The sequence below is a fragment of the Mesorhizobium sp. LNJC405B00 genome, from assembly GCF_000502615.1.
GTDB lineage: Bacteria > Pseudomonadota > Alphaproteobacteria > Rhizobiales > Rhizobiaceae > Mesorhizobium.
Genome location: NZ_AYWC01000001.1, coordinates 540,607 through 563,328, shown reverse-complemented (window position 1 = coordinate 563,328; position 22,722 = coordinate 540,607). Strand labels below are relative to the sequence as shown.

Below are 22,722 nucleotides of genomic sequence, written 5' to 3'. Positions count from 1 at the left end.
AGTGGAATTGATCAGCATGGCACGGCGTGAGAAAAACCCTATCGTGTTTGTGTAACCTGCAGCACCAAAGCGGAGCCCAAGCCATGACCCTCACCAATCGCGATATCATCGAGCTGACGGCATGGCGCCGCAAGCTGCACCAAAACCCGGAAATCTCCAACGAGGAAGAACAGACCGCCAAGGAAGTCGTCAGCTTCCTCGCCGATACAGCGCCGGACAAGGTGCTGACCGGCCTCGGCGGTCATGGCGTGGCGGCGGTCTATGACAGCGGCCAGGCGGGACCGACGGTGCTGTTCCGCTCGGAGATCGATGCGCTGCCTATCGAGGAGCTTTCGGGCGTCGAGCATGCCTCGCAGGTGCCGGGAAAATCGCATATGTGCGGCCATGACGGCCACACCGCGATCCTCGCCGCACTTGGCCGCCAGCTCGGGCGTGAGCGGCCGGCCCGCGGCCGCGTCGTCTTGATGTTCCAGCCGGCGGAGGAGACCGGCAATGGTGCGGCCGGCGTCGTCGCCGATCCACGCTTTGGCGAGATCGCGCCGGACTTCGCCTTCTCGCTGCACAATCTGCCGGGCGTGCCGTTCGGCGAGGTGCGGCTCAAGCCCGGCGTGGTCAACTGCGCCTCGCGCGGCATCCGCATCGTGCTGGAGGGCAAGACCGCGCATTCCTCCATGCCCGAAACCGGCGTGTCGCCGATGCCGGCGATCAGCCAGCTGATGCCGACGCTTCCGGCACTGGGGCGCGGCACCTTTGCCGACGATGATTTCAGCATGGTCACCGTCACCCATGCGACGATGGGCGAGGCCGTGTTCGGCATCGCGCCCGGCTACGCCGAGGTGTGGGCGACGCTGCGTACAAGGCGCGACGAGCGCATGGCGGAACTGGTCGCGGCGGCGGAAGCGTTGGCCACCAGGATCGCGGCCGAGCACCACCTTTCCGTGCGCTGCGACTATCACGAGATCTTCGTCGCCAGCGTCAACGCTCCAGACGCGGTGGAACATCTCAACCGCGCGCTGGACGAAGAGGGCGTCGCGCGCAGCGAGGAAGCCTTGCCGATGCGCGCTTCGGAAGATTTTGGCATCTTCGGCCACAAGGCGAGGTCGGCGATGTTCTTCCTCGGCGCGGGCGAGCGCACCCCGTCATTGCACAATCCCGATTATGATTTTCCCGACGATCTGATCCCGATCGGTTCGAAGATCTTCATGCGCACGGCGCGCAACCTGCTGGGGTGAGCGGCCCTGCAAAATCCGCATCCTGGAGCTGCCTTTTTCCCGCTGGAATCGTCTTGTAGTCGCCTCCTACATTAGGAGGGGCTTGCGGATGAGAATTGCAATGGTCGTCGCGTTGACTGCGACAGTGGCAGGGTGCGTATCGTCTCCGGTCCAGTATGGAGCCTCGCTCTCGACCCAAGACCCGAAATGGGCGACGCCGGAATGCCAGCAGGCCCGCACCGATGCCATGAATTACGACGCGCGCGAGAAGGAGCATCCGGGATGGGCCGCCGGCGTCGTGCTGGGGCCCTACAGCATGGGCCTCGTGGCGGCCATCAAGGAGAACGAGCAGAAGCAGCGAAGGCTGCTCGCACGCGAGGTGCATTTGCAGTGCTCAAGCCTGCCCTTGCCGAGGGATCTGGACTTCGATCCAAAGATCTACGCGCCAAAGCCGACGCATTACCCCTGAGGGTGGCTTGCCGGCGGCGATCATGATGCGCCCTTGGCGTCAGAGGCCAGTCGACCGGCCCGCGCAGCTCGGGTAACAATGACCGTCTTTGGCGAAAGGGGTCCAATGCGGCAAGTGCCCATCGTGATGCAGCCGTTTGGCGGCATGGCGAACAAGATGTTCCAGTACATGTTTTGCCATGTGCTGGCGAAGCGTATCCCCGGTGGCTATGTCTGCGACGCCGACCTGCCGGAATGGTCCATTGCCAGGGTGCGGCCGCCTTTGTTGTGGAAATACCGGCTGCTTCGGGTCGACGGCTATCACCGCTACGACCTCGACGGGATCATAGCCGCGTTCCGCGACAGGCGGGCGCGGAGCATCCGCTTCAAGGGCTTCGCGCAGCGGCTGGGTTATTATGACCGGGACGAGGTCTCCGGGCTGTTCGACGGGCGTGCCGTCGCCGCGCCGACCCATGGCGACGATTTTCTCGTCATCCATGTGCGGGCCGGCGACATCCTCGACGGCTTCCACCGCAACTATTGCCCGATGCCATTCGGCTTCTTCGAGACGCTCATCAAGGATAGCGGCCGCAAGCCGGTCTTCGTCGGCCAGACCCATGACGACAACGATTATTGCCGGCGCCTGCGTCAGCGTTTTCCCGATGCTGTCTTCGCGCCGAAGGCGTCGCCATTGACCGATTTCGAGACGCTGCGCCGGGCGAGCCATCTCGTCACGGGGGTGAGCAGCTTCTCCTGGCTGGCCGGTTGGTTGTCTTCGGCGCGGACGATCCATCTGCCGGTGGCCGGCATATTCGACCGGTGCATCAGGCCGGATATCGACCTGCTGCCCCTTGACGACCCACGCTATCGGTTCCACCAGTTCGACATGGGCGACTGGACGGGCTCTTCGGAGCAGCTTGCGGCATTTTATGGCGATGCGATCCCGTTCCGGCAGGTCGAGCCTCAAGCAGCAGCGGGTGGCGCGGGGAAAGCGTTGCGATGAGAATTCCGTTTTCCGTCAACAGGCCGGTGATCTGCGCGATCATGAAGCTGGAGCAGCCCTATGTGATCGAGTGGGTCGCCTGGCACAAGCTGCATGGCTTCGACCTGATGATCGCCGACAACTGCAGCGCCGGACCGCAGACGGCGGTGCTCCAGGCGTTGCGCGATGCCGGCTGGATCCGGCTGGTCGACTGGCGACACGACACGGTGCTGCCGCAGCGGCGGGCCTATTCCTATCTTTACTGGCAGGCATTGCTCCACGGCTATCGCTATCTGGGCTTCATGGACGCCGACGAGTTCCTCGAGCCGCTCGACGCGCCGCCCTGGAGCGGAGCCGAACTGGTCCGCTCGCTTTTGAGCCGCCCGGGCGTGCGCAGCGTCGCCTTTCGCTGGGTGAATTTCGGCAGCGACGGCAAAGAGGCCTATGACGACGAACTGGTGACGGTGCGGTTTCAAAGGCGCGGCACGCATGACGCCCCGACCGCGCGCTGGAAGAAGTCGTTTGCCCGCGTGTCCTCGGTGCTGCGCAAGGCGCTGCGGGATCCCGGGCAGTTCATGCCGCACCCGCACGGTTTCCGCATCTCGCTGCGCAGGACGCTGGTCGACGGCATGACGCTCGACAAGCACCCGGCGGCCATGCCGATGGAATGGAAGATCGGCTGGATCCGCCACTATGCCGTGAAATCGAGGCAGGAACTGGCCGACAAGCATGCCCGCGGCGGCGGCTTCACGCCGTCGAGCGAGGCGCCGTCGCTGGACGAGTACCGGGTATCGAGAGATCAGAACGATATTCTCGATCCGCTCGACGATGCGACGGTGGGCGCCTTGCGGGCAAAGGTTTCGGAAATCGTCAGGTCGCTCGACCCGGCGGTCATCCCCCAGACGCGGCCGCTTTTCACGCAGCGGGGTTGAGGATCAGCGGCGCGGTAGCCATGCCGTGAAACGACATCGAGGCGCGGCGCTCGGCATTTGCGGCATCGAGCCGCCATCCGGGCGCACGGGTGAACAGGGCTTCTATCATCGCCGCGATCTCGATACGGGCGACATGCTGCCCGAGGCAGACATGCAGGCCGGTGCCGAAGGTCATCGACATGGCTGGCGGGCGCGTGAGGTCCAGCCGGTCGCCATCGGCGAAGACGGCATCGTCGCGATTGCCGCTGCCGAGCACCGGCACGACCGCTTCGCCAGCCGCAATCCTGACGTCGCCGAGGTCGATGTCCTGCGCCGCGATGCGGGCGACGGCGTATTGCACCGAGGCGCCATAGCGCAGCAGTTCGGCCGCCGCGCTGCTCCAGTCGACAGCGCCGCGCTCGAGCAGCGCGCGCTGTTCGGGAAAGCGATCCAGCGCAACAATTGCGTTGCCGAGAGCGTCGACGACAGTCTCCTGTCCGGCAAACAGCATGAAGACGATGTTGGCCACCATGTCCTCGCGCGACCAGCGGCCTTGCGCAACCTCCCGCACCATGCCGGCAACCATTCCGTCCGGCCGGTAGGCCTGTCGAGCCAGCCGCTCCTCGACAAAAGCCTGGCATTCGCGATAGGCCTCGGCGCTTGCTGCCGGCGGCTGCGCTCTTCGCAGGTCGAATGCGCTGGCCATGCGGCGGGTCACCGATTTCAACGCCCAAGGGTCCTCGATCTCGATGCCGAGGATTTCCTGCAGCAGCCAGAAGGACACCGGCACGGCGAGCCCGGCGACGGCGTCGACGCGGCCATCCGCCAGCGCACGCTCGACCAGCTCGTGGCTCAGCGCGCGAAGACCTTGCGTCAGCGCTTCGATGGCCGGCCGTGAGAAAAAGCCAGCGACCGGCCGGCGCAAGGCGCCATGCTGAGGCGGATCGGCAAGCAGCACCGAGCGGCTGAGCAGAGCCATGGGCGCATGGTCGACGAGCTTGCGGCGGACCTCTTCATATGTACCCGGCGGCGCCTGAACAAGAGCGGGATGCTTCAGCGCGCCCGACACCAGCTCATGGCTGAACACATAATGCGCGTCGGCCAGTTCGGGATAGGGCGCGACGCCGCGCGCAATGCCGCCGGCGGCGCGCATGCGGGCGAAATGCGGAAACGGGTCGTCGCCGAGCGCGAACGGATCGAAATGCGGAGCTGTCATGACGGCTCGAATCTCATGCCTTGAGATTCTTGGCTGAAATGACCCTGAAGCCGCCTGACGTGGCGTCCTGCGGGAAGAAGTCCGGCATGACGTAGAGGAACTCGCATCCGTAGACGCGGTAGTGCATGCGCAGCAGCGGATCGCGGATGATCTCTTCCAGCGGCGGTCTTGTGCCGGTCTGGTTCCAGCGGTCGATGGTGGCGCGGAACCGCGCATCGGCCTTGACATGATCATACTCTTCGCCCGAGGAGCCGGCATAGGACGAGCAGCGGCCATCGCCGATCAGCCAGCTGGCGCCCAGGCGGCGGCCGTGGCTCTCCATCTCCTTCAAGAGCCGCACCGCCGTGTTGGAGCCGCGATGGCTCGGCCGGACGCAGAGATTGTAGGCGTAAAGTGCGTAAACCGGCTCGCTGCGCGGCAGCGATGCATAGGCATCGAAATTCCTGGGGAAATCGGCGCGCACCAGCGGATCCTGGCTGGTCTCGGTAAAGCAGATGGTGCCAGCAAGCAGATCGCCATCGATCGCGCCGAACATGGTGTGTCCGAGTGCCAGCCGGTGGCGGATGGTCGTTTCGCTCGCCTGCAGCGGTGCGGCCCAGGCGGCAGCCTCAAGCTCCATCAGCAAAGGGATGTCTTCCAGGTCTAACCGGCGGACGGGTATCGCAACATCGTCTAAATTCATGTGTCGGCTGCCTCGACTTCTAACGCGTTGATGGCGCATGGCAGTTTCTTGCCAATGCGGTTTGCAGCTTCACGGAAACGTCAACCTGTTCTATCTCCTGTTTGACGGATGCCGGATCGAGAACCATTTCACGGCTTTCACAAGCCTGTCTAATTATCATGGTTCCCCTTTGCAATTACATACGGACAACGGAAACGCATGATATTTTACGTCGCGCACCGGGAGCACGCCTACACGCAGGCGGTGGTGCTTCTGTATCACCGGACTGACCTGGAGGCGTGGTTCCGGCTGGTGCGCTACGAGGATGCCGGGCTGCTGCGCGGCGTTCGCGCCGGGGTGGTCATCTGGTCCGACATGGACCGGCTGACATCGGACGAATTGAGCCGCGCGGCCGGCATCAGCGCCGAACTGGCTGACAACACCGGCCTGACGCAGCTCAATCACCCGACCGCCAGCCTGCAGCGCTTCGACCTGCTGCGCCTGCTTCATGCCGACGGCAGCAACGCTTTTCGTGTGTTCAGGCCGGACGAGCTGGAAGAGGCGATACGCTATCCCGTTTTCATCCGCGACGAGACGGGCGCACTCTACAGGGAGCCGCCGCTGCTGCACGACCGGCCGGCGCTGGACGCCGCGATCGCCCGGCTGGACGGTAGCGATCTGGCGCGGCCGATGGTGGTGGAGATGATCGGCACCCCCGGAATGGACGGTTATTTCAGGAAGTACGCGGCGTTTCGGGTCGGCGATACGATCTACGGCCAGCATTGCGCCATGTCGAAATCGTGGTTCGTCAAGAATTCGCCCGAGCAATTGCTGCCGGCGCATATCGAAGAAATCAGGACCTATATCGATACGAATCCTGACGCCAATGCGGTCATGCAGGTCTTCGAAAAAGCCCGCATGCAGTATGGCCGCATCGACTACACTTTCGTGGACGGCAGGCTTGTAGTGTTCGAGATCAACAGCAACCCCACCGTGCTCAGCGACCCGCCGACGCCGTTCGCCATCTATGACCCCAAGCCCTTTGCCGATCTTCAGGCCGACGCGCTGCTCGCGCTGCCGCAGGCTACCGAGGCGGACTCGCTGGCTGCAATCGACACCGCCCACCAGTCGGCGCTGGCCAAGTTGCGGCGCCATTACCAGATGAGGCGGTTGAAGTTAACGCTGCGAAAAGTGCTCAGGAAGAGGAAATAGCCGCCGCCTCCTCCGCAACCCGAAAGTACACCACGTCACGTTTCGTCGGATCTTGTCACAGCCTGCCTGGAACCAAATCACGGGCTAGATTGTTCAAGTTGGTTACGACGCCGACGAGCCCTGCCGGTTGGGTGAGCGGCGCACTTGAGGAGCTCCCACCATGACCATCTCGTCCAGCTTTCGTTCGCTCGCGGTTGCGGCCATCACAACTGTGTCCGTCAGCGCTGCCAGCGCCGCGCATGCCGATAGCGGCACGATCCGCTTTGCCGTCTACAAGGCGGCCTTCTTCGTCGGCGGTTCCGGCGGCGAGGGGACGCTGACCTTCCACGGCCGCTCCTATCCCATCACGATCGGCGGCGTTTCGGGCGGCTTCGCCTTCGGCGTTTCCAAGACCTATTTCCGGGGCACCGTGCGGCATATCAGAAGGGTTCGCGATGCGACCGGGGTTTACGGCGCGGCGGGTGGTGGCGGCGCGCTCGGCAAGGGCGCGCAGGTGATCGTCATGACCAACGACAAGGGCGCCCAGCTCGAGCTTACCGGCCGGCAGGTGGGCCTGCAGGTGAATGCGGATCTGAGCGGGATGGCGATTTCGTTGAAGTAAGGGGCGTTGCGTCTGGGTGGGCAAGGTCGCCCAGGATGGTGGCAACCGCATAGGGTGCTCCCCCACTCCGTCTCGGCTTCGCCGAGCCACCTCTCCCCCACATCCGTGGGGGAAGAGGAAACGCTAATCTCCGAGGTCGCGGCCTTCAAAAGTTTGGGTGTCCCTCTCTCTCGAAAAGCTTGGGTTCCTCCACGCCAAAAAGCTTGGCATTTCCTCTCCCCACGGACGTGGGGGTAGAGGGGGCTCGGCGAAGCCGAGAGGGAGTGAGGGCTGGCGCTGGCCTCGGCCCCTACCGCTCCTCCACAATCCGCAAATATGCCGCCGTCACGAACAGCACGATCAGCCCGAACAAGATCCGCCGTGCCCCCTCCGGCATCTGCAGGATGGTCAGCAGTGTTGTCAGCACGGTCAGGATCAGGGCGCCGATGATGGTGCCGGTGTAGCCGCCGCGGCCGCCGAAGATGGAGGTGCCGCCGATGACGGCGGCGGCGACCGAGGGCAGCACCAGCGGTTCGGCGAGCGACAGCGACGGCGCCTTGATCAGGCCGATATAGAGCAGGCCGGTGATGCCGGCGAGCACGCTAGAGGTGACGTAGAGCGCGGTGATGACCTGCCAGTATTGCACGCCCGACAGGCGGGTCGCGCGCTCATTGTCGCCGACGGCGTAGAGCAGGCGGCCGAAGCCGGTGCGGGCGAGCGTGAAGACGATGAGGGCGGCGAGCGGCACGAACAAAAGCAGCGCGTTGGGGAAGCCCCATGTCACGCCGGTGCCGAGCCAAGCCAGGAAGTCGGGGATTTTTGCGCCCGACGCGATCACCGTGCGCTGGTAGACCTGCAGGCAGCCGGTGCCGATCAGGCTGGTGCCCAGCGTCATGATCAGCGGGTGGACGCGGAAGACACCGACGCCGATGCCGTTAACGAGGCCGATCAGCACCGCCGGCATCATCGCCAGGAGGAACGCCACCGCCGGGTCCTGGTTGACCACTTGCGTCGCCATGATGAAGGCGCTCATCGTTGCCACCGTGCCGACCGACAGGTCGATGCCGCCGGTCAGCATGGTCATGGTCTGGCATCCCGCCAGGATCGCCAGCGGTATGGCGAATTTAATAGTGTTGGCGATCCAGCGCTCGTTGACGATGCCGGGGCGCAGGATCTGCAGGATTATAACCAGGATGGCGAGCAGGACGATCAGCGGGATGAGCGGGCGATCGGCCATGAAGCGCTTTATGCGGCGGCCGAAGGGGACCGGGGTGATGGCCGTGGTGCTCATGGGGCGGCTCTTGCTCGCGATGAGGTTTGCAAGGTGCGGCAAGTTGGCGAGGACAGTGCTCTACGGCGCCCCCCTCTGGCCTGCCGGCCATCTCCCCCACTTGTGGGGAGATTGGCAGCTTCAGCGCCTCGCTCATTCGTGCAAGGTTGGAGATTGGCGAAGGTCGTCGCGACATCCAATCTCCCCCCTTGTGGGGGAGATGTCCGGCAGGACAGAGGGGGGCGCGAAGGAACGCCGACGTCTCTCTGCGACAGCACACCCATCATTGCCGCCCCCGCATCGTGATAAACGCGCCGAACATCACCACCGCCACCATGATCAGCCCCTCGATGATGGCGGTGACATTCGGGTCGATGGCAAGCAGCGTCAAATCCGTGCGCACCAGGCGCAACACGAAGACGGCGACGATCGGGCCGAGCAGGCCGCCCTTGCCGCCGCCGAGCGCGACGCCGCCCAGCACCACGGCGGCGACGCTGGCGAGCAGATAGGGGCCGGGGATGGGGGCGCCGATGCCGGTGCTCATGGTCAGCGCCAGGCCGCCAAAGGCGGCGAACAGGCCGGACAGCGCATAGGCGATGATGCGAGTGCGCTTGACCGGCACGCCGGAGCGGAACGCCGCCAGTTCGCTAGAGCCGATGGCGTAGATGGAGAGGCCGAGGCGCGAGCGCCTCAGTGGTATCCAGATGACGCAGAGGCACACGATCAGCACCAGCAGCGCCTTGGGCAGCCAGGCGTCTATGGCGTCGGGCAGGCCGGGGATCGGTACGGTGCCAGAGATCAGCGCCTTCAGCCATTCGGCGATGCCGCCGCCTGGCGCTTCGAGTACCAGCAGGGCTGCACCCTGCAGCACGAACAGCATGGCCAGCGTCACGACAATGTCGGGCACGCGGGTGACGACGATGAGCAGGCCGTTGAGTGCGCCGAGCACGAAACCCATGGCCAGCACGAAGGGCACCACGAACAGCGCGTATTCCTCGCTCGCGCCATTCATCATCGCCGCCGCGGTGACGCTGGTCAGCGCCATCATGGCGGCGACCGACAGATCGATGCCGCCGGCGATGACGACCACCGTCTGCGCGGCGACTGCGAAGGCATAGGGCAGAACGGCGCGGGCGAGCGAGCCGAAATCATTGCTGCCATAGGCCGGCTGGATGATCCTGGTGGCGATGAACAGGACCATGAGCAGGGCGAAGAGGCCGACAACCCAACCCTGGCGGCGCAGGAAATGGCTCATGGCGTTGGCTCCGTCGAAGCCGAAGCGTCGGCCGTGGGATCGGCCAATATGCCGATGTCGGCCTTGGCGCCGCGCGGCAGGCCGTAGGCGGCGCGCATCAGCGCCGGCTCGTCGGCCTCCTCGACCGGAAAAATGTCGACCAGGCGGCCGCCGAAGATGACAATGACGCGGTCGCAGACGCGCTGCACCTCTTCCAGTTCCGAGGTGTAGAACAGCACCGACTTGCCGTTGCCGGCGAGCTCGCGCAGCAGTTTGTAGATCTCCTGCTTGGTGCCGACATCGATGCCGCGCGTCGGGTCGAAGCACAGGATGGTGCGGGCATCCGCCGCGATCCAGCGGGCGATGGTCACCTTCTGCTGGTTGCCGCCCGACAGGCGCTGCACTTCGCCTTGCGCCCGGGTGTCGATCTGCAGCCGCTCGATGGCGCTGAGCACGGTCGCGCGCTCGCGGCGCATGTTGATCGGCCCCCAGTTGCGCAAGGCAGCGCTGAAAGGCAGCGCGATGTTTTCGCGCACCGAGCGCTGCATGGCGAGCGCCTCGGAGCGGTCGCCCGGCACATAGGCTAGGCCGGCGCGGATGGCGTCGATCGGGTGGGCGAATTTCACTGGCTGGCCATCGACTTCGATCGTGCCGCCGGAGGGCCGGATCGAGCCGGCAAGGGCGGCGAACAACTCGTCCTGGCCCTGGCCTTCGAGCGCGACGACGCCAGCGACTTCGCCGTCGGCAAGATCGAAGGAGACGTCACTGAGCTTGGCACCGACGCGGAGATTGCGCACGGAGATGCGCGGCCGGGCAGCTGCGGGCGCGGCCTTCTCGGCGGCACTGCGGGCCGCGACATGGGTTTTGACGATGCGGGTGCCGAGCATCAGCTCGACGATCTTTTCTTCCACGCCCGGCACGACGTCGACGACGCCGACGGTCTCGCCATCGCGCAGCACGGTAGCGCGGTCGCACAGTGCCGAGATTTCGACGAAGCGGTGCGAGATGAAGATCACGGCGCGGCCGGCATCGCCCTGGCGGCGCACCACTTCCAGCACTTTTTCGGCGAGGTTGGCGGGCAGGGCCGCCGTCATCTCGTCAAGCAGCAGCACGTCGGGCTCGACGGCGAGCGCCCGCGCGAGGTCGAGCACGCGCAGCACGGCCAGCGGAATGTCGCGCGCGGTGTCGCGCAGATCGAGGTCGGTAATGCCGAGCTCGCGCACCCAGGCGCGGAACGGCTCGACCGGCGTGCCGGTGAGCCTGAGATTGGAGAGAACGTCGAGATCGGGGATTAGCGACGGCTCCTGGTAGACCGGCAGCAGCCCGGCGCGGCGCGCGGCGGCGGGCGAGCGAATGTCGCGCGCTTCGCCGCGGATCAGGATGCGGCCGGCATTGGCGGGAATGGCGCCGGTGAGGATCTTCACCAGCGTCGACTTGCCGGCGCCGTTGGCGCCCATCAGCGCGTGGACCTCGCCCGGCAGCACGGAGAGCGACGCGTTGCGAAGTGCTGCAACCGCACCGTAGTTCTTGGCGACGCCGGTGGCGTCGAGGAGGGGGCTGGTGGTCAAATGGTTTGTTGTCAAAATTGATGGTTCCAGAAACTAATGTCGGCGCTCTACGGCGCCCCCCTCTGTCCTGCCGGACATCTCCCCCACAAGGGGAGAGATTGGCAGTTCCGGCGCCGCCCCTCGTCTTGCGACGTAGAAAATTAGCGAAAGCCGAGATGACAGCCAATCTCCCCACCTGTGGGGGAGATGTCCGGCAGGACAGAGGGGGGCGCCGTAGAGCGCTAGTCTGTGTGGCGAGGACGGCCGTTCGCCGTCCTCGCCAGTTCATTCAAACCAGGCTTACTCCCCCGGCCCCTTGCAGGCCACGATCTGCTCCTTCGTGTAGGTCGTCCACTCCGGGATCGAGATCGAGACCGGCCATTCCGGGCTGAGCGACGGGTCGGCGGCTGCCTTCAGCTTGGCCTTGCCTTCGTCGGTGGCGTTGTCCCACAGCTGCGGGTCGACCAGCACGGTCTGCTGCGCCGGCTTCTTGCCGTCGAGGATCTGCAGCGCCAGCGTCACGCCCGCGCCGCCGATCGAGCCGGGGTTGGTGACGGCTGCACCGACGAGACCTTTCACCGAGCTCAGCTGGCCGACGAAGCCGGCATTGTCGGCGCCGACCACCGGCACCAGCGGCGCCTGCGATTCGACCAGCGCGTCGACGATGACGTTGTCGATGCCCGACGTCCACACGCCGTTGAACGGCGTGCCGGTGGCCAGGAACGACAGCATCTGCTGCTTGGCCTGATCCTGCTGCCAGCCGGTGAAGACTTCCTGCGCCACCTTCACGCCGGGGTTTTCGGCCAGCGCCTTCTTGAAGCCTTTGTCGCGATCGCTATCGGCCGAGGCGCCGGCGGCACCGCGCATGTAGAACACTTCGCCCTTGCCGCCCATCTGCTGGAACAGCCATTTGGCGCCGAGATAGGCATACTGTTCCTGGTTGTTGGAGATGATGTAGGCCGACGGTTCGGTCACCGCCTGGTCGACGGCAACGACGACGATGCCGGCCTTGGTGGCTTCTTCCAGGCCCGCCTTGATGCCGGCGGGATCAGCGGGGTTGACGACGATGGCGTCGACCTTGGCGCTGATCAGATTGCGGATGTCTTCGAGCTGGCCGGCGGCATCGGTGTTGCGGTGGGCGATGTTGAGCTTCGTCACTTCGCCCGAAGCCAGCGCCTGCGCCTTCATGGCGCAGACCATTTCCTCGCGCCAGCCATTGCCCTGCACGGTGTTGGAAATGCCGATCGTATATTTGGCTTCGGCCGACGACACGCCCATCGATGCCAGCAAGGCAGCGCCCGCAAGCAACGGGACCATGGTCAGTATTTTCTTCATGTCAGTACTCCTCCACATTGTTGTTTTTCGTCTCAGGGTCAGACCCTTCGGCAGGTTCAGACCAAGTCATTCACCTCGTCATTTGACGAAGGGGCGCAGCACGTCGCGGGCGAGCAGGAAGCCCCGCTTCACCGCATCGTCGTTGCCTTCAAACCGCCTGTCCTCATGTTCGATGATGACCGAGCCGTCGTAGCCGGCGCGGTAGAGGCCGGNCGTCGTTGCCTTCAAACCGCCTGTCCTCATGTTCGATGATGACCGAGCCGTCGTAGCCGGCGCGGTAGAGGCCGGAGAAGAAGCCGCTCCAGTCGACATCGCCCAATCCCGGCATGCGCGGCACCTGCCAGCGTATCCCGGCGGAAAGAATCCCGCGCTCATACAAACCATCATGATCGATCATCAAATCCTTGGCGTGGACATGCAGCATGTAGGGGCCGAACTCCTTGATGAAGCGGCCCTGGTCGATCATCTGCCAGACCAGATGCGAGGGGTCGAAATTCATGCCGACCTCGCCGCCCCAGGCCTCGAGGATGCGCCGCCAGATGTAGGGCGAATAGGCGATGTTGTGCCCGCCCGGCCACTCGTCATAACTGAAGATCATCGGGCAGTTCTCGAAGGCGAGTTTTACCCCGTGGCCGCGCGCATAGGCGACGGTCTCGGGCCAGACTTTCAGCGCGTCCTGCCAGTTGACGTCGACGGTCTTCGAGGCATCGCCACCGCAGAAGGTGTTGACCACCGGCACGCCCATATTGGCGGCCAGCACGATGACCTTCTTCAGATGGCCGATGACGGCCTCGCGATGGGCAGGGTCCGGATGCAACGGGTTGGGATAGTAGCCGAGGCCGGAAACCGTCAGCTTCTTCTCCGTCAGCGAAGCGACGATCTCCTTGGCCTGCGCGGGCGAGGTGGATGCGGCATCGATATGGCTGGTGCCGGCATAGCGTCGCGTCGCGCCGGATGTCTTCGGACAGCAGGCGATTTCCAGCGCCTCGAAGCCGGCCGAGTGCGCCCAGTCGGCGACCTCGCCAAGCGGCGTCTCCGCAAACGGTGCTGTAAGCACTCCAAGTTTCATTCTGCCTCCCTAGACCGACGACTATAATGCCGATTGTTTGGATCGCTTCAACCTCGCGACCTCATCTTGTTCGAGACTGTGCCGGACAGCCGCCATCGGATCGTCCGACAGCAGGTCGCCCAGCGCCGATATCACGGCTGCGCGGAACGTATCGTCGGCGGCAAGGCCGGGGCCGAATATCCCGTCGATGGCAAGGATGGCGGACACCAGCGCGCTGGCATCGTGACCGGTCGCGTCGGCGATTCCGGCGACCTTGCCGGCATAGGGGTCCGACACCGGCCAGCGTCTGCCGAAACGTCCCGAGGCCTGGATCAGATAGGCCATCCAGCCGGCGACCGGCACCGACAGCAGCCCGATGCTTTGGCCCTGGCTCAGCCGGTCGCGGATCGGGTTGAGCAGGCGCTGGACGATCTTCTGCGAACCGTCGGTGGCGACCTGGTGGTTGCGGTGGCGGATCGCGGTGTTCTTCAGCCGGGCAAGGCTCTGCTCGACATAGGCAAGGGGCAGGACGCCCGGCACCGGCATCAGCGTCGGCAGCGTCTCCTCGACCAGCATGCGCCGGATGAAGTCCGACAGCAGCGGGTCGGCCATGGCATCCGATGTGTGCTCGAGACCAGCTAGAACGCCGAGCGTGGCGAGTGCCGTCTGGGCGCCATTCAGCACCCGCATCTTGAGATGCTCAAACGGCGTGACGTCGTCGACGAAGGTGGCGCCGACCAGATCCCAGCGCGGCATGCGGCCGGCGAATTTTTCCTCGATCACCCACTGCCGGAACGGCTCACCGACAGCGACGGCGGCATCGTGGTAGCCGAACCATTGTTCGACACTATCGAGGTCATCTTGCGTCACCGCCGGCGCGATGCGGTCGACCATGGCCGCGGGGAAGGCGACATTGGCCTCTATCCAGCGGGCCAGCCCTTTGCTCCGCCGTTCGGCAAACGTCCGCACGACATTGTTCAGGATAGTACCGTTGGTCGGAATGTTGTCACAGGAGAGAAACGTTATGGGTCGCTCATGTGTGGCCCTGCGCTGCTCCAGCGCCCGCACCAACAGGCCGGGGATGCTGCGTGGCGTCTCGGGGCTGGCGAGGTCGTGGACGATGTCGGGATGGCCAAGGTCGAGTTCGCCGCTGGACGGGACGTGGCAATAGCCTTTTTCGGTCACCGTCATCGTCACCAACTCGATATCCGGTGAGATCAGCACACCCAGCGCCGGTGCGGCACTCTCCTGGCTGTCGACCACCCGGACGATGCTGCCGATGACGCGCGCCTCGATGTGGCTGTTCTCGCGGATCAGCCTTGTGTAGAGCCCGCCCTGCCGTCCCAGCGTGTCGGCAAGGCGGGGCGGACGGATGTTGATGCCGACGATGCCCCAGCGGTCGAAGCGCAGCGAGATGAGATCGTCGGTGTATTCGGCCTGATGGCAGCGATGGAAGGCGCCGACGCCGAGATGCGCCATGCCGGGCGCCAGCATCGTGCGGTCGTAGGACGGTGTCTGGACCGAAGCCGGCAAGCGATCGAGCAGCGCCGGGCCGAGCGGCTCTATGGCGCTCACCGGTTCGCCCCGATCACCGCCTGTTCCTGGTCGATGACCGCGCCGGTCATCGGTCCGGCGGCATCGGAGAGCAGGAAGACGGCGAGGCTGGCGATGTCGTCCGGCGTCAGCAGCCGGCCGAAAGGCTGCGCGGCATTGGCCTTGTCGAGCCAGCCAGGGCCGTTGCCCAAAGTCTCCGCCTGCATGATGCGTTCGGCCGGCGTGTCGGTCCAGCCGACATTGATGCCGTTGACGCGGATGCGATCGAAACGGTGGGCGTTGGCGGCGTTCTTGGTCAGCGTCGCCAGCGCGCCCTTGGTGGCGGAATAGACGGCAAGCTCCGGCGAGCCGCAATGGGCGTTGATCGACAGAATGTTGAGAATGGCGCCACCTTGGCCGCGCTGCTTCATGTCGGCAATCGCCGCCTGCATCAGGAAGAACGGCGCGCGCGCATTGACGGCAAACAGTGACGCCCAGTCGTCGAGGCTGGCGTCGAGGAAAGAGGCGCGATCGGTCAGGCCGGCGGCGTTGACCAGCGCATCGATGCGGCCGAAGCGCTCGATGCAGGCCTGCGCCAGAAGGGTGGGGGCGTCAGGATCGGCAAGGTCGGCGGCGACGAAGATGGTCGGCGTGCCCAATTGCGAAAGCTCGGCCGCCACGGCCTCGCCACGCGCCCTCTCGCGCCCGGTGACCAACAGCCCGGCGGCACCGGAACGCGCCAGCGTCTCGGCAATGGCGCGGCCAATGCCTTGCGTCGACCCGGTGACCAGAGCCACCTTGCCGTCAAGCCGGATCTCCATTCCTCCTCCCGGGAATAAAGTTTCTATTTTGAGAAATATGGAACGGCAATTCCCGATAGTCAATTGGACCAGTGACGCCTCATTCGTCGCGCCGCGCCGCCACGCCATGGACCAGCGCCATCCCAACGGCGAGCGAGGCCGCCAGTGAGCGGAAGCCGGCAAAGTCGGATTCCACCACTTCCAGCCAGCTGTCCGAGAGCGGGATCAGCGGGCTGAAGGTGCTGTCGGTGACGGTGACGATACGCGCCTTGCGCTCATGCGCCACCGCGACGAGATCGGGCGTGATCGAATTGTAGGGGCTAAACGAGACAGCGAGCACGGCATCCCGGCCGCTGATGCAGCCGATCTGGTCGAGTGCGGAGGAGCCGACATTGTCGACCAGCACATTGCGCACGCCCTGCTGCGACAGTGTCAGGGAGAGATAGGCGGTGACGGGAAAGGCGCGCTTGGAGCCGATGACATAGATCAGCTCGGCGGCCGCCAGCAGCGCCACCATCTTGTCGAAACTCGCGACATCGAAGCCCGCCTCGATGCGGCCAAGCGAGGCCTGCGACGCGCCGACCATGCCGTGCAGGAAATGCAGATTGGGCTCGGTCTCGGTGCGCGGTTCGCCGCGCCCTTCCGGCCATGAGCCCTTGATGTGCTCCTTGAACAGGCCCTGGAAATCGGAAAAGCCGGAATAGCCGAAGATCTGGGCAAAGCGCACCAGCGTCGAGGGCTGCACGCCGGCCTGTGCCGCAACCTGCGCGATGGTGCCGAGCGCGACGTCGCTCGGATGCTGCCACAGGAAGATTGCCACCTGGCGCAGCCGCTTGGGGAAATGCACCGTGCCCGACGACAGCACCGCGCGTAGCTCCTCATAGGTCTGCGGCTGGATGTAGCCAAGCGCGGCCAGCGAGCGTCCGCGCTTGCGCGTCGCCGCCTCGTCGGTGCTGGACCGTCCGGATGCCTTGCTTGCCCCACTCATGATTTCAGGCTAGCGCGATACGATCGTTTTACAATATGAAAATTGGAAATCGTATTCGAAAGCGGTGTGCCGGGAGGAGCTTGAAAATGGTCTACGCAACATCGGACGGATCAGCCGGCAAGCGGCTGCGGGTCGGCATGGTCGGCGGCGGCCGCAATGCCTTTATCGGCGCCGTGCATCGGCTGGCCATGCGCCTCGACGACCAGATCGAGCTGGTCGCCGGCGCGCTGTCGTCGGACCCGGAAAACGCGGCCGCATCGGCCGCCGAGATCGGCATCGCGCCGGATCGCAGCTATGCCGACTATCGCGAGATGGCGCGAACCGAAGCAGCGCGGCCGGATGGCATCGAGGCGGTGGTCATCGTCACGCCCAACCATCTGCACGCGCCGATCGCCACGGCCTTTCTCGAGGCCGGCATCGACGTGATCTGCGACAAGCCGCTGTCGACGACGCTGGCCGACGCAGAAGCATTGGTGGCGCTGGCGCAGGTGAAAAAGCGCCGCTTCGTCGTCACGCTCAACAACACCGGCTACGCCATGGTCCGCCAGGCGCGTGAGATGGTGGCGGCGGGCGCGCTTGGCCGCATCGTGTCCGTGCATGGCGCCTACATCCAGGACTGGCTGACCAAGCCGATCGACGCCGAGGGCCAGAAGCAGGCGGAATGGCGCACCGATCCGGCGCGCGCCGGCCAGTCGGCGGTGTTGGCCGACATCGGCGTGCATGCCTTCAATTTGGCGAGCTTCATCTCCGGATGCGAGGCCGAGGCGGTGTCAGCCGATCTGTTCACCGCCGTCCCCGGACGCCGGCTCGACGACAATGCGCATGTGCTGGTGCGCTGGACGGGCGGCGCGCGCGGCACGATCCTGGCCAGCCAGACCTCGCCCGGCCACTACAACGATCTCTCGGTGCGCATCTATGGCGACAAAGCCGGGCTCGAATGGTCGGGCGGCCGGCCGGAAGAACTGCGCTTCTCCATCTACGGCGAGGAGACCCGCACGCTGGTGCGCGGCGGCCATGGCTCGACCACTGAGAGCCAGCGCGTGTCGCGCATGCCGGCGGCGCATCCGGAGGGATATATCGAGGCCTTCGCCAATATCTACCGCGACGCCGCCGATATCATTCGCGCCCATCGCTCTGGTGGGGTGGTCGATCCGGCGCGTGCGGCGCAGGTGCCCGATGTTGTGGATGGTGCGCGCGGGGTGAAGTTTGTCGCGGCGGCGGTGGAGTCGAATGCAGCGGGTGGGGCTTGGACGGCGGCAAGGTTTGGGTGAGGACGGGAGCTGCCGCGGTTCAGCGGTAGAAGCAATCACCTGGGGGACTGGCGCTGCCCTAAGGGATTGACCTGCCGAAGGCGCTACCGCCGCCGCAGCAGACCTGGCAGCGGCGGGGCGCCAAGTACTCTTCGGTCGCTTTACTGGGCAAAACGCTGCTATGCATGTGTTAATCATGATATGGGTTGTTCATTGTCAGAGCATCGGCCCAGCCGTATTCGGTAACAATGCGCAACTTGTCTCTCTTCCTTGCTGCCAGCCTCGGCTGCCTCGTTCTCTCGGCGGTTTCCTTCGGCGCTCCGCAAGGCCTGCTCGTTACCCTGTTCCCGGACAGCAATGCAGCGAAGGTGGCGCAGTGCAGAAGCCTACTCAAAATCCGTTTCGACACGGGCGAATGGCCGGACAAGGGCGCGGCTGACTACATGCGCTATGACGAGTGCTACTATCTGATCTGTGGCGGAACCAGGCCGAGCGCTTGAAGGCTTGGTGCAGCTATCCCTTGATCGCCGAGCCGACGATGGAATCGACGAAGAAGCGCTGCAGGAAGACGAACAGGATGAGCGGCAGCACGGCGAGCGTGGCGCCGGCCATCACCAAGCCGGTGTTGACCGCACCTCTGTTGTAGCTGAGCAAGCGGCTCAAGCTGATTACGATCGGATAGGCGTCGGCATTGCCCTGCAGCACGGTCAGCGGCCACAGATAGCTGTTCCAGTGATAGACGAAGGCGAAGAGGGCCAGAGCCGCGATTGCGGGTGCGATGCTGGGCGCGACGATCTTGTAGAGGATCAAGAACTCCGAGGCGCCGTCCATGCGCGCGGCGTCGATGAGCTCGTCGGGCACGCCGGAGATGAACTGGCGCATCAGCATTGCCGACGTTCCAGGCGACGATGCGGGGAGAGTGAAGGCACGGAGGCCCGGCACATGGCCAGGCCTCCAATTTCTATCGCTGGAATTTTCCGGATGTTCAACGCCGCTTCGGGCGCCCGGCAGGCGATTTGTTGCCGCGCGGGCCGCTCTGAACCGGCGTGTTGCCCTGGTTTTCCTCCGACAGCTTGCGCCAGCGGGCAAGGCGCTCAGGGTCGAGCGTACCCGCCTTCAACGCAGCCTGCACCGCGCAGCCCGGTTCGTGGACATGGGTGCAGTCGCGGAACTTGCACAGCGGTGCGAGCTCGGTGATTTCGGCAAACAGCGTGTCGATGCCGGATGCGACGTCGCTGACATGCAGCGTGCGCATGCCCGGCGTGTCGATTACCCAGCCGCCACCGGCGATGGGGTGCAGCGACCGCGCCGTGGTGGTGTGGCGACCCTTGGCATCGTGCTCGCGAATGCCCGCAGTCTGTTGCGGCGATTGCTGCGCCGCTCCGGCCAGCGTGTTGACCAGCGTCGATTTGCCGACGCCGGAGGAGCCGACCAGCGCCACCGTCTGCCCTGCGCCACACCAGGGAGCAAGCGCCGCTGCGGCATCGGCGACGCGCGGGTTCAGCGTCACTACGGGCAAACCACGCTGAAGGGCGGCAGCCTGGCTTTGGTATCTCTCGGCATCGTCAGCGGTGTCGGCCTTGGTCAGCAGGATCACCGGCGTCGTTCCGGCCTCGTTGGCCAGCGCCAGATAGCGCTCGAGCCGGGCGATGTTGAAATCGGCATTGCAGGACGTCACGATGAACAGCGTGTCGACATTGGCCGCGGCCAGCTGCGGGATCCTGCCGCCCTGGGTACGGCGCTCCAGCACCGTCTTGCGGGTCAGCCGGCGGAGCAGCAGATGTGTATGCTGCTCGACCAGCACCCAGTCGCCGACGGCGTAGTCGCCGGTGTTGGCATTGGCCGGCAGCGTCAGATCCACTGGCCCTGCCCGGGACAGGCCGGCCAGGCGGTCGCGGTGCACCGAGGCGATGCGCGTCGGCACGAGGTCTGCCTCATCGGCTTCAAGCTGGTCGCCGAAGAAATCCGTCCAGCCCAGGCTTGCGAGGGAGGCCGTCACGGCTTTGACCAGGGGGACGGCGTCACAGACATCGGAGAGTATCCTTTGGCAAAATGGGCGCGGACCCTCGGGGCGGTTGTTCAAGCCGTGTATGGGCGGCATGGCGGCATTTGGCAAGCCGAACCGCGCCGATGGCCGAGCCGTTTCGCGCACCACGTTGGAACGCATCGCGGCGGTGGTTCGCTGATGCGCTTACGCGTCGTTACTCTCAATGTCTGCAACACGGAAGGCGAACCGGAGCGCCTGGCGGCCATCAACCGGGAGCTGAGGCGGCTCGACCCCGATCTGGTCGCCTTTCAGGAGGTCGTCCAGACAGCCGATGTGAAATTCCTCGATACGCTGCCCGATGGTTTGGATTTGCATGCAACGCATCAGGCCTCGTCGTCGACCTCGAAGTTGGCAAGGACGGCTGAGGATGGCAGGTCGGGAAGCCTGGTAGAAGGGAGGGGGATGGCCGGCGCCACAGGGGGCGGGGGTTGGGATGGGGTTGCCTGAAGCACCGGCCAAAGCGGGACAAGTCCCACGTCCACAAGCTAGCAGAGGTTGGATCGGTTCATATGGTGTGATCGCGGAACTGGCGCCAAAGCGCTTTCACATCCCCGCGCAGGCGTCGGCAACGGGCCCGCAACCGGGGGTTTCCGGTCGGTTGGTGGGTTGCGCAAGCGCCGGTTGAAGGCGCTGCGGGAGGCTGTCGTTTTTAGTGGGGTTCGAGTGCTATGCGCTCAGCGACAGGTGCTCAAGGCAAGGCAATCGCATGGCGCCACCACATGCCATTGTCCTGCTTACGCCACCGGCAGCATCCGCCCCGCAATCAGATCCGCCGCCTTCTCCGCAATCATGACCACGGCGGCGTTGGTGTTCGACGACACGATGCTCGGCATGACCGAGCTGTCGCAGACGCGCAGGCCTTGCAGCCCGCGCACGCGAAGCTCGGGGTCGACGACGCTGTCGGCATCGCCGCCCATCCGGCAGGTGCCGACTGGGTGATAGGCGCTGCGGCCATGTTCTCGGGCGAAGGCTTCGAGTGCTGAGCGCCCCTGCATCGCCTTGCCGGGCAGATGCTCGCGGCTGATGTATCTGGCGAAGGCTGGCTGCGACAGGATTTCGCGGCTGATCTCGATGCCGTCGATGGCGCGTTCGAGATCATAGCGCTCGGCGAACGGGTTGGGGTCGATGATGGGCGCATCGCGCAGGTCCGCGGACTTGAGCGTGACGCTGCCGCGCGAACGCGGGCGCACATGGTAGGAGTTCAGCGTGCAGCCATTGCCGCCGGGAACCGAGCCGATGCCTTCCTCAACGCCGGCGCCGGGCAGGAAATGGAACTGGATGTCCGGCGTCTTCTCCGCGCGGTCGCCCCACCAGAAGCCGCCGGCCTCGACGATGTTGGAGGCCACCGGCCCCTTGCCGAACAGCGCATATTCAAGACCGGCGACCGCTTGCCAGCGCTTCTTCTTGTAACGGTCGATGCCGTGCGGTCCGTTGAGCTCGGCGACGACATCGACGTCCATGTGATCGTGCAGATTCTGGCCGACGTTTTTGGAATCGTGGACCACCTTGATGCCGTGCTCGCCGAGATGCACGGCCGGGCCGATGCCGGACAGCATCAGCAATTTCGGCGAGCCGATGGCGCCGGCGGCGACGATGACTTCGCGCTCGGCGCGGAGCAGTTCGGTGCGGCCATTGACGATGATCTCGACACCGATGGCGCGGCCGTTCTCGACCACGATGCGGCTGACGGAGGCGTCGGTGCGTAGCGTCAGATTCTTGCGGCCGAGCGCCGGCTTCAGATAGGCGACCGCCGTGCTCGAGCGTTTCCCCCGGCGCGTCGTCGTCTGGTAGAAGCCGGCGCCCGCCTGCTTACCGGCGTTGAAGTCGGCGCGGAAAGGAAGGCCCGCCTGCTGCGCCGCCTTGACGAAGATGCGGGTCAGCGGATGCGGCGCGCCGCTGGAGACGCCGAGCGGGCCGTCAGTGCCGTGCTGCGCATCGGCAAAAGTGTCGTTGCCCTCGGAGCGGACGAAGTAGGGCAGCACGTCGGCATAGCTCCAGCCGGCACAGCCATTCTCAGTCGCCCAGCCGTCATAATCCTCAGGGCAACCGCGGGTGAACACCTGGGCGTTGATCGAGGAGCCGCCGCCCAGCACGCGGGCCTGCGGATAGACCATGGTGCGGCCGTCGATCTCCTTGCCGGGCGCGGTGTCATAACCCCAGATCAGCGGCCCCGACGTCATCTTGAAGAAGCCGACCGGCAAATGGATGTAGCGGTCGGTGTCGGGCGGACCGGCCTCGAGCAGCACGACGGACACGTCCGGGTCCTCGCTCAGCCGGGCGGCCAGAATGCAGCCAGCCGAACCGCCGCCGACAATGATGTAATCCGTCATTTCCACTCCCGGGTTCTCTTTGTTGGAGCATGATCTCCGGACAAAACGGTTTCCCGATTTGTCCGAGAAAACCGGTTCCCACTTCTAGGGATCATGCTCCGGCGGGCGATGAAAATCACC

Annotated in this window: 22 protein-coding genes; 9 read left to right on the top strand and 13 right to left on the bottom strand. The window is 65.2% G+C overall.

The genetic code is table 11. The features are described 5' to 3' along the window. Positions 1-83 precede the first annotated feature (83 nt). The 4 genes from X756_RS162420 (at position 84) to X756_RS162435 (ending at position 3,572) form a co-directional block, all read left to right on the top strand. Positions 84-1,232 (top strand): amidohydrolase, encoded by a 1,149-nt coding sequence (locus X756_RS162420; protein WP_023728506.1) that lies wholly within the window; start codon positions 84-86, stop codon positions 1,230-1,232. A gap of 88 nt (positions 1,233-1,320) precedes the next feature. Beyond that, on the top strand, positions 1,321-1,680 hold the full coding sequence (locus tag X756_RS162425; protein ID WP_023691921.1) for a hypothetical protein: 360 nt from the start codon (positions 1,321-1,323) through the stop codon (positions 1,678-1,680). Between the two features lie 105 nt (positions 1,681-1,785). Further along, positions 1,786-2,661: an alpha-1,2-fucosyltransferase gene (locus X756_RS162430; protein WP_023686531.1), complete on the top strand. Its 876-nt coding sequence runs from the start codon at positions 1,786-1,788 to the stop codon at positions 2,659-2,661. Next, on the top strand, positions 2,658-3,572 hold the full coding sequence (locus tag X756_RS162435; RefSeq protein ID WP_023691919.1) for a glycosyltransferase family 2 protein: 915 nt from the start codon (positions 2,658-2,660) through the stop codon (positions 3,570-3,572). The genes X756_RS162430 and X756_RS162435 overlap by 4 nt, the downstream gene beginning before the upstream one ends. Here the strand turns inward: X756_RS162435 and X756_RS162440 are convergent. After that, positions 3,556-4,767 (bottom strand): cytochrome P450, encoded by a 1,212-nt coding sequence (locus X756_RS162440; protein ID WP_023728505.1) that lies wholly within the window; start codon positions 4,765-4,767, stop codon positions 3,556-3,558. The two genes, X756_RS162435 and X756_RS162440, sit on opposite strands and share 17 nt — an antisense overlap. Positions 4,768-4,780: 13 nt before the next feature. Beyond that, complete coding sequence (locus tag X756_RS1000000169245) at positions 4,781-5,449, bottom strand: hypothetical protein (protein ID WP_031237741.1); 669 nt, start codon at positions 5,447-5,449, stop codon at positions 4,781-4,783. A 198-nt stretch (positions 5,450-5,647) separates the two neighbouring features. Here X756_RS1000000169245 and X756_RS01000000165110 point away from each other — a divergent pair, with 198 nt between their 5' ends. After that, positions 5,648-6,640 (top strand): hypothetical protein, encoded by a 993-nt coding sequence (locus tag X756_RS01000000165110; protein WP_023728504.1) that lies wholly within the window; start codon positions 5,648-5,650, stop codon positions 6,638-6,640. Positions 6,641-6,800: 160 nt separating this feature from the next. Beyond that, positions 6,801-7,241 carry a hypothetical protein gene (locus X756_RS162450; RefSeq protein ID WP_023686526.1) on the top strand — a complete coding sequence of 147 codons (441 nt, stop codon included), beginning with the start codon at positions 6,801-6,803 and terminating at the stop codon, positions 7,239-7,241. 289 nt (positions 7,242-7,530) lie between these two features. Here the strand turns inward: X756_RS162450 and X756_RS162455 are convergent, their stop codons facing one another. The 8 genes from X756_RS162455 to X756_RS162490 all read right to left on the bottom strand — a co-directional run bounded on the left by X756_RS162455 (position 7,531) and on the right by X756_RS162490 (position 16,975). Then, entirely contained in the window at positions 7,531-8,511 is a 981-nt protein-coding gene (locus X756_RS162455) for an ABC transporter permease (RefSeq protein WP_023728503.1), read from the bottom strand. A 262-nt stretch (positions 8,512-8,773) separates the two neighbouring features. Continuing rightward, the gene (locus tag X756_RS162460; RefSeq protein WP_023728502.1) at positions 8,774-9,745 is read right to left on the bottom strand and encodes an ABC transporter permease; all 972 of its coding nucleotides are present in this window, start codon (positions 9,743-9,745) and stop codon (positions 8,774-8,776) included. Beyond that, complete coding sequence (locus X756_RS162465; protein ID WP_023728501.1) at positions 9,742-11,292, bottom strand: sugar ABC transporter ATP-binding protein; 1,551 nt, start codon at positions 11,290-11,292, stop codon at positions 9,742-9,744. Before X756_RS162465 ends, X756_RS162460 begins: the two co-directional genes overlap by 4 nt. A gap of 279 nt (positions 11,293-11,571) precedes the next feature. Next, positions 11,572-12,606: an ABC transporter substrate-binding protein gene (locus X756_RS162470; RefSeq protein ID WP_023704174.1), complete on the bottom strand. Its 1,035-nt coding sequence runs from the start codon at positions 12,604-12,606 to the stop codon at positions 11,572-11,574. A gap of 163 nt (positions 12,607-12,769) precedes the next feature. Beyond that, positions 12,770-13,675, bottom strand: coding sequence for a sugar phosphate isomerase/epimerase (locus tag X756_RS162475; RefSeq protein WP_023728499.1), 906 nt, complete (start codon positions 13,673-13,675; stop codon positions 12,770-12,772). Positions 13,676-13,696: 21 nt separating this feature from the next. Continuing rightward, on the bottom strand, positions 13,697-15,229 hold the full coding sequence (locus X756_RS162480) for a mannitol dehydrogenase family protein (protein WP_023728498.1): 1,533 nt from the start codon (positions 15,227-15,229) through the stop codon (positions 13,697-13,699). Beyond that, positions 15,226-16,008 (bottom strand): SDR family oxidoreductase, encoded by a 783-nt coding sequence (locus X756_RS162485; protein WP_023728497.1) that lies wholly within the window; start codon positions 16,006-16,008, stop codon positions 15,226-15,228. The genes X756_RS162480 and X756_RS162485 overlap by 4 nt, the downstream gene beginning before the upstream one ends. A 79-nt stretch (positions 16,009-16,087) precedes the next feature. Beyond that, positions 16,088-16,975 carry a MurR/RpiR family transcriptional regulator gene (locus X756_RS162490; RefSeq protein WP_023714096.1) on the bottom strand — a complete coding sequence of 296 codons (888 nt, stop codon included), beginning with the start codon at positions 16,973-16,975 and terminating at the stop codon, positions 16,088-16,090. 86 nt (positions 16,976-17,061) lie between these two features. Here X756_RS162490 and X756_RS162495 point away from each other — a divergent pair, with 86 nt between their 5' ends. Together X756_RS162495 and X756_RS162500 are read left to right on the top strand one after the other, a co-directional pair. Beyond that, positions 17,062-18,246 (top strand): Gfo/Idh/MocA family oxidoreductase, encoded by a 1,185-nt coding sequence (locus tag X756_RS162495; protein WP_023728496.1) that lies wholly within the window; start codon positions 17,062-17,064, stop codon positions 18,244-18,246. Between the two features lie 227 nt (positions 18,247-18,473). Then, a complete protein-coding gene (locus X756_RS162500; RefSeq protein WP_023683121.1) occupies positions 18,474-18,725 on the top strand; it encodes a hypothetical protein in 252 nt (83 codons plus the stop codon). Between the two features lie 13 nt (positions 18,726-18,738). On the opposite strand, the gene X756_RS162505 is transcribed toward X756_RS162500, so the two are convergent. Both X756_RS162505 and rsgA read right to left on the bottom strand, forming a co-directional pair. Then, complete coding sequence (locus X756_RS162505; protein ID WP_280806592.1) at positions 18,739-19,167, bottom strand: ABC transporter permease subunit; 429 nt, start codon at positions 19,165-19,167, stop codon at positions 18,739-18,741. Between the two features lie 43 nt (positions 19,168-19,210). Next, positions 19,211-20,236, bottom strand: a complete 1,026-nt coding sequence (rsgA, locus tag X756_RS162510) for a ribosome small subunit-dependent GTPase A (RefSeq protein ID WP_023683132.1) — start codon at positions 20,234-20,236, stop codon at positions 19,211-19,213. A gap of 33 nt (positions 20,237-20,269) precedes the next feature. On the opposite strand from rsgA, the gene X756_RS1000000168545 reads away from it, so the two are divergent. After that, on the top strand, positions 20,270-20,719 hold the full coding sequence (locus X756_RS1000000168545; RefSeq protein ID WP_198019988.1) for a hypothetical protein: 450 nt from the start codon (positions 20,270-20,272) through the stop codon (positions 20,717-20,719). Positions 20,720-21,006: 287 nt separating this feature from the next. Here X756_RS1000000168545 and X756_RS162515 read toward each other — a convergent pair whose 3' ends face one another. Next, positions 21,007-22,602, bottom strand: a complete 1,596-nt coding sequence (locus tag X756_RS162515; RefSeq protein ID WP_023728493.1) for a GMC family oxidoreductase N-terminal domain-containing protein — start codon at positions 22,600-22,602, stop codon at positions 21,007-21,009. Positions 22,603-22,722: the final 120 nt, after the last annotated feature.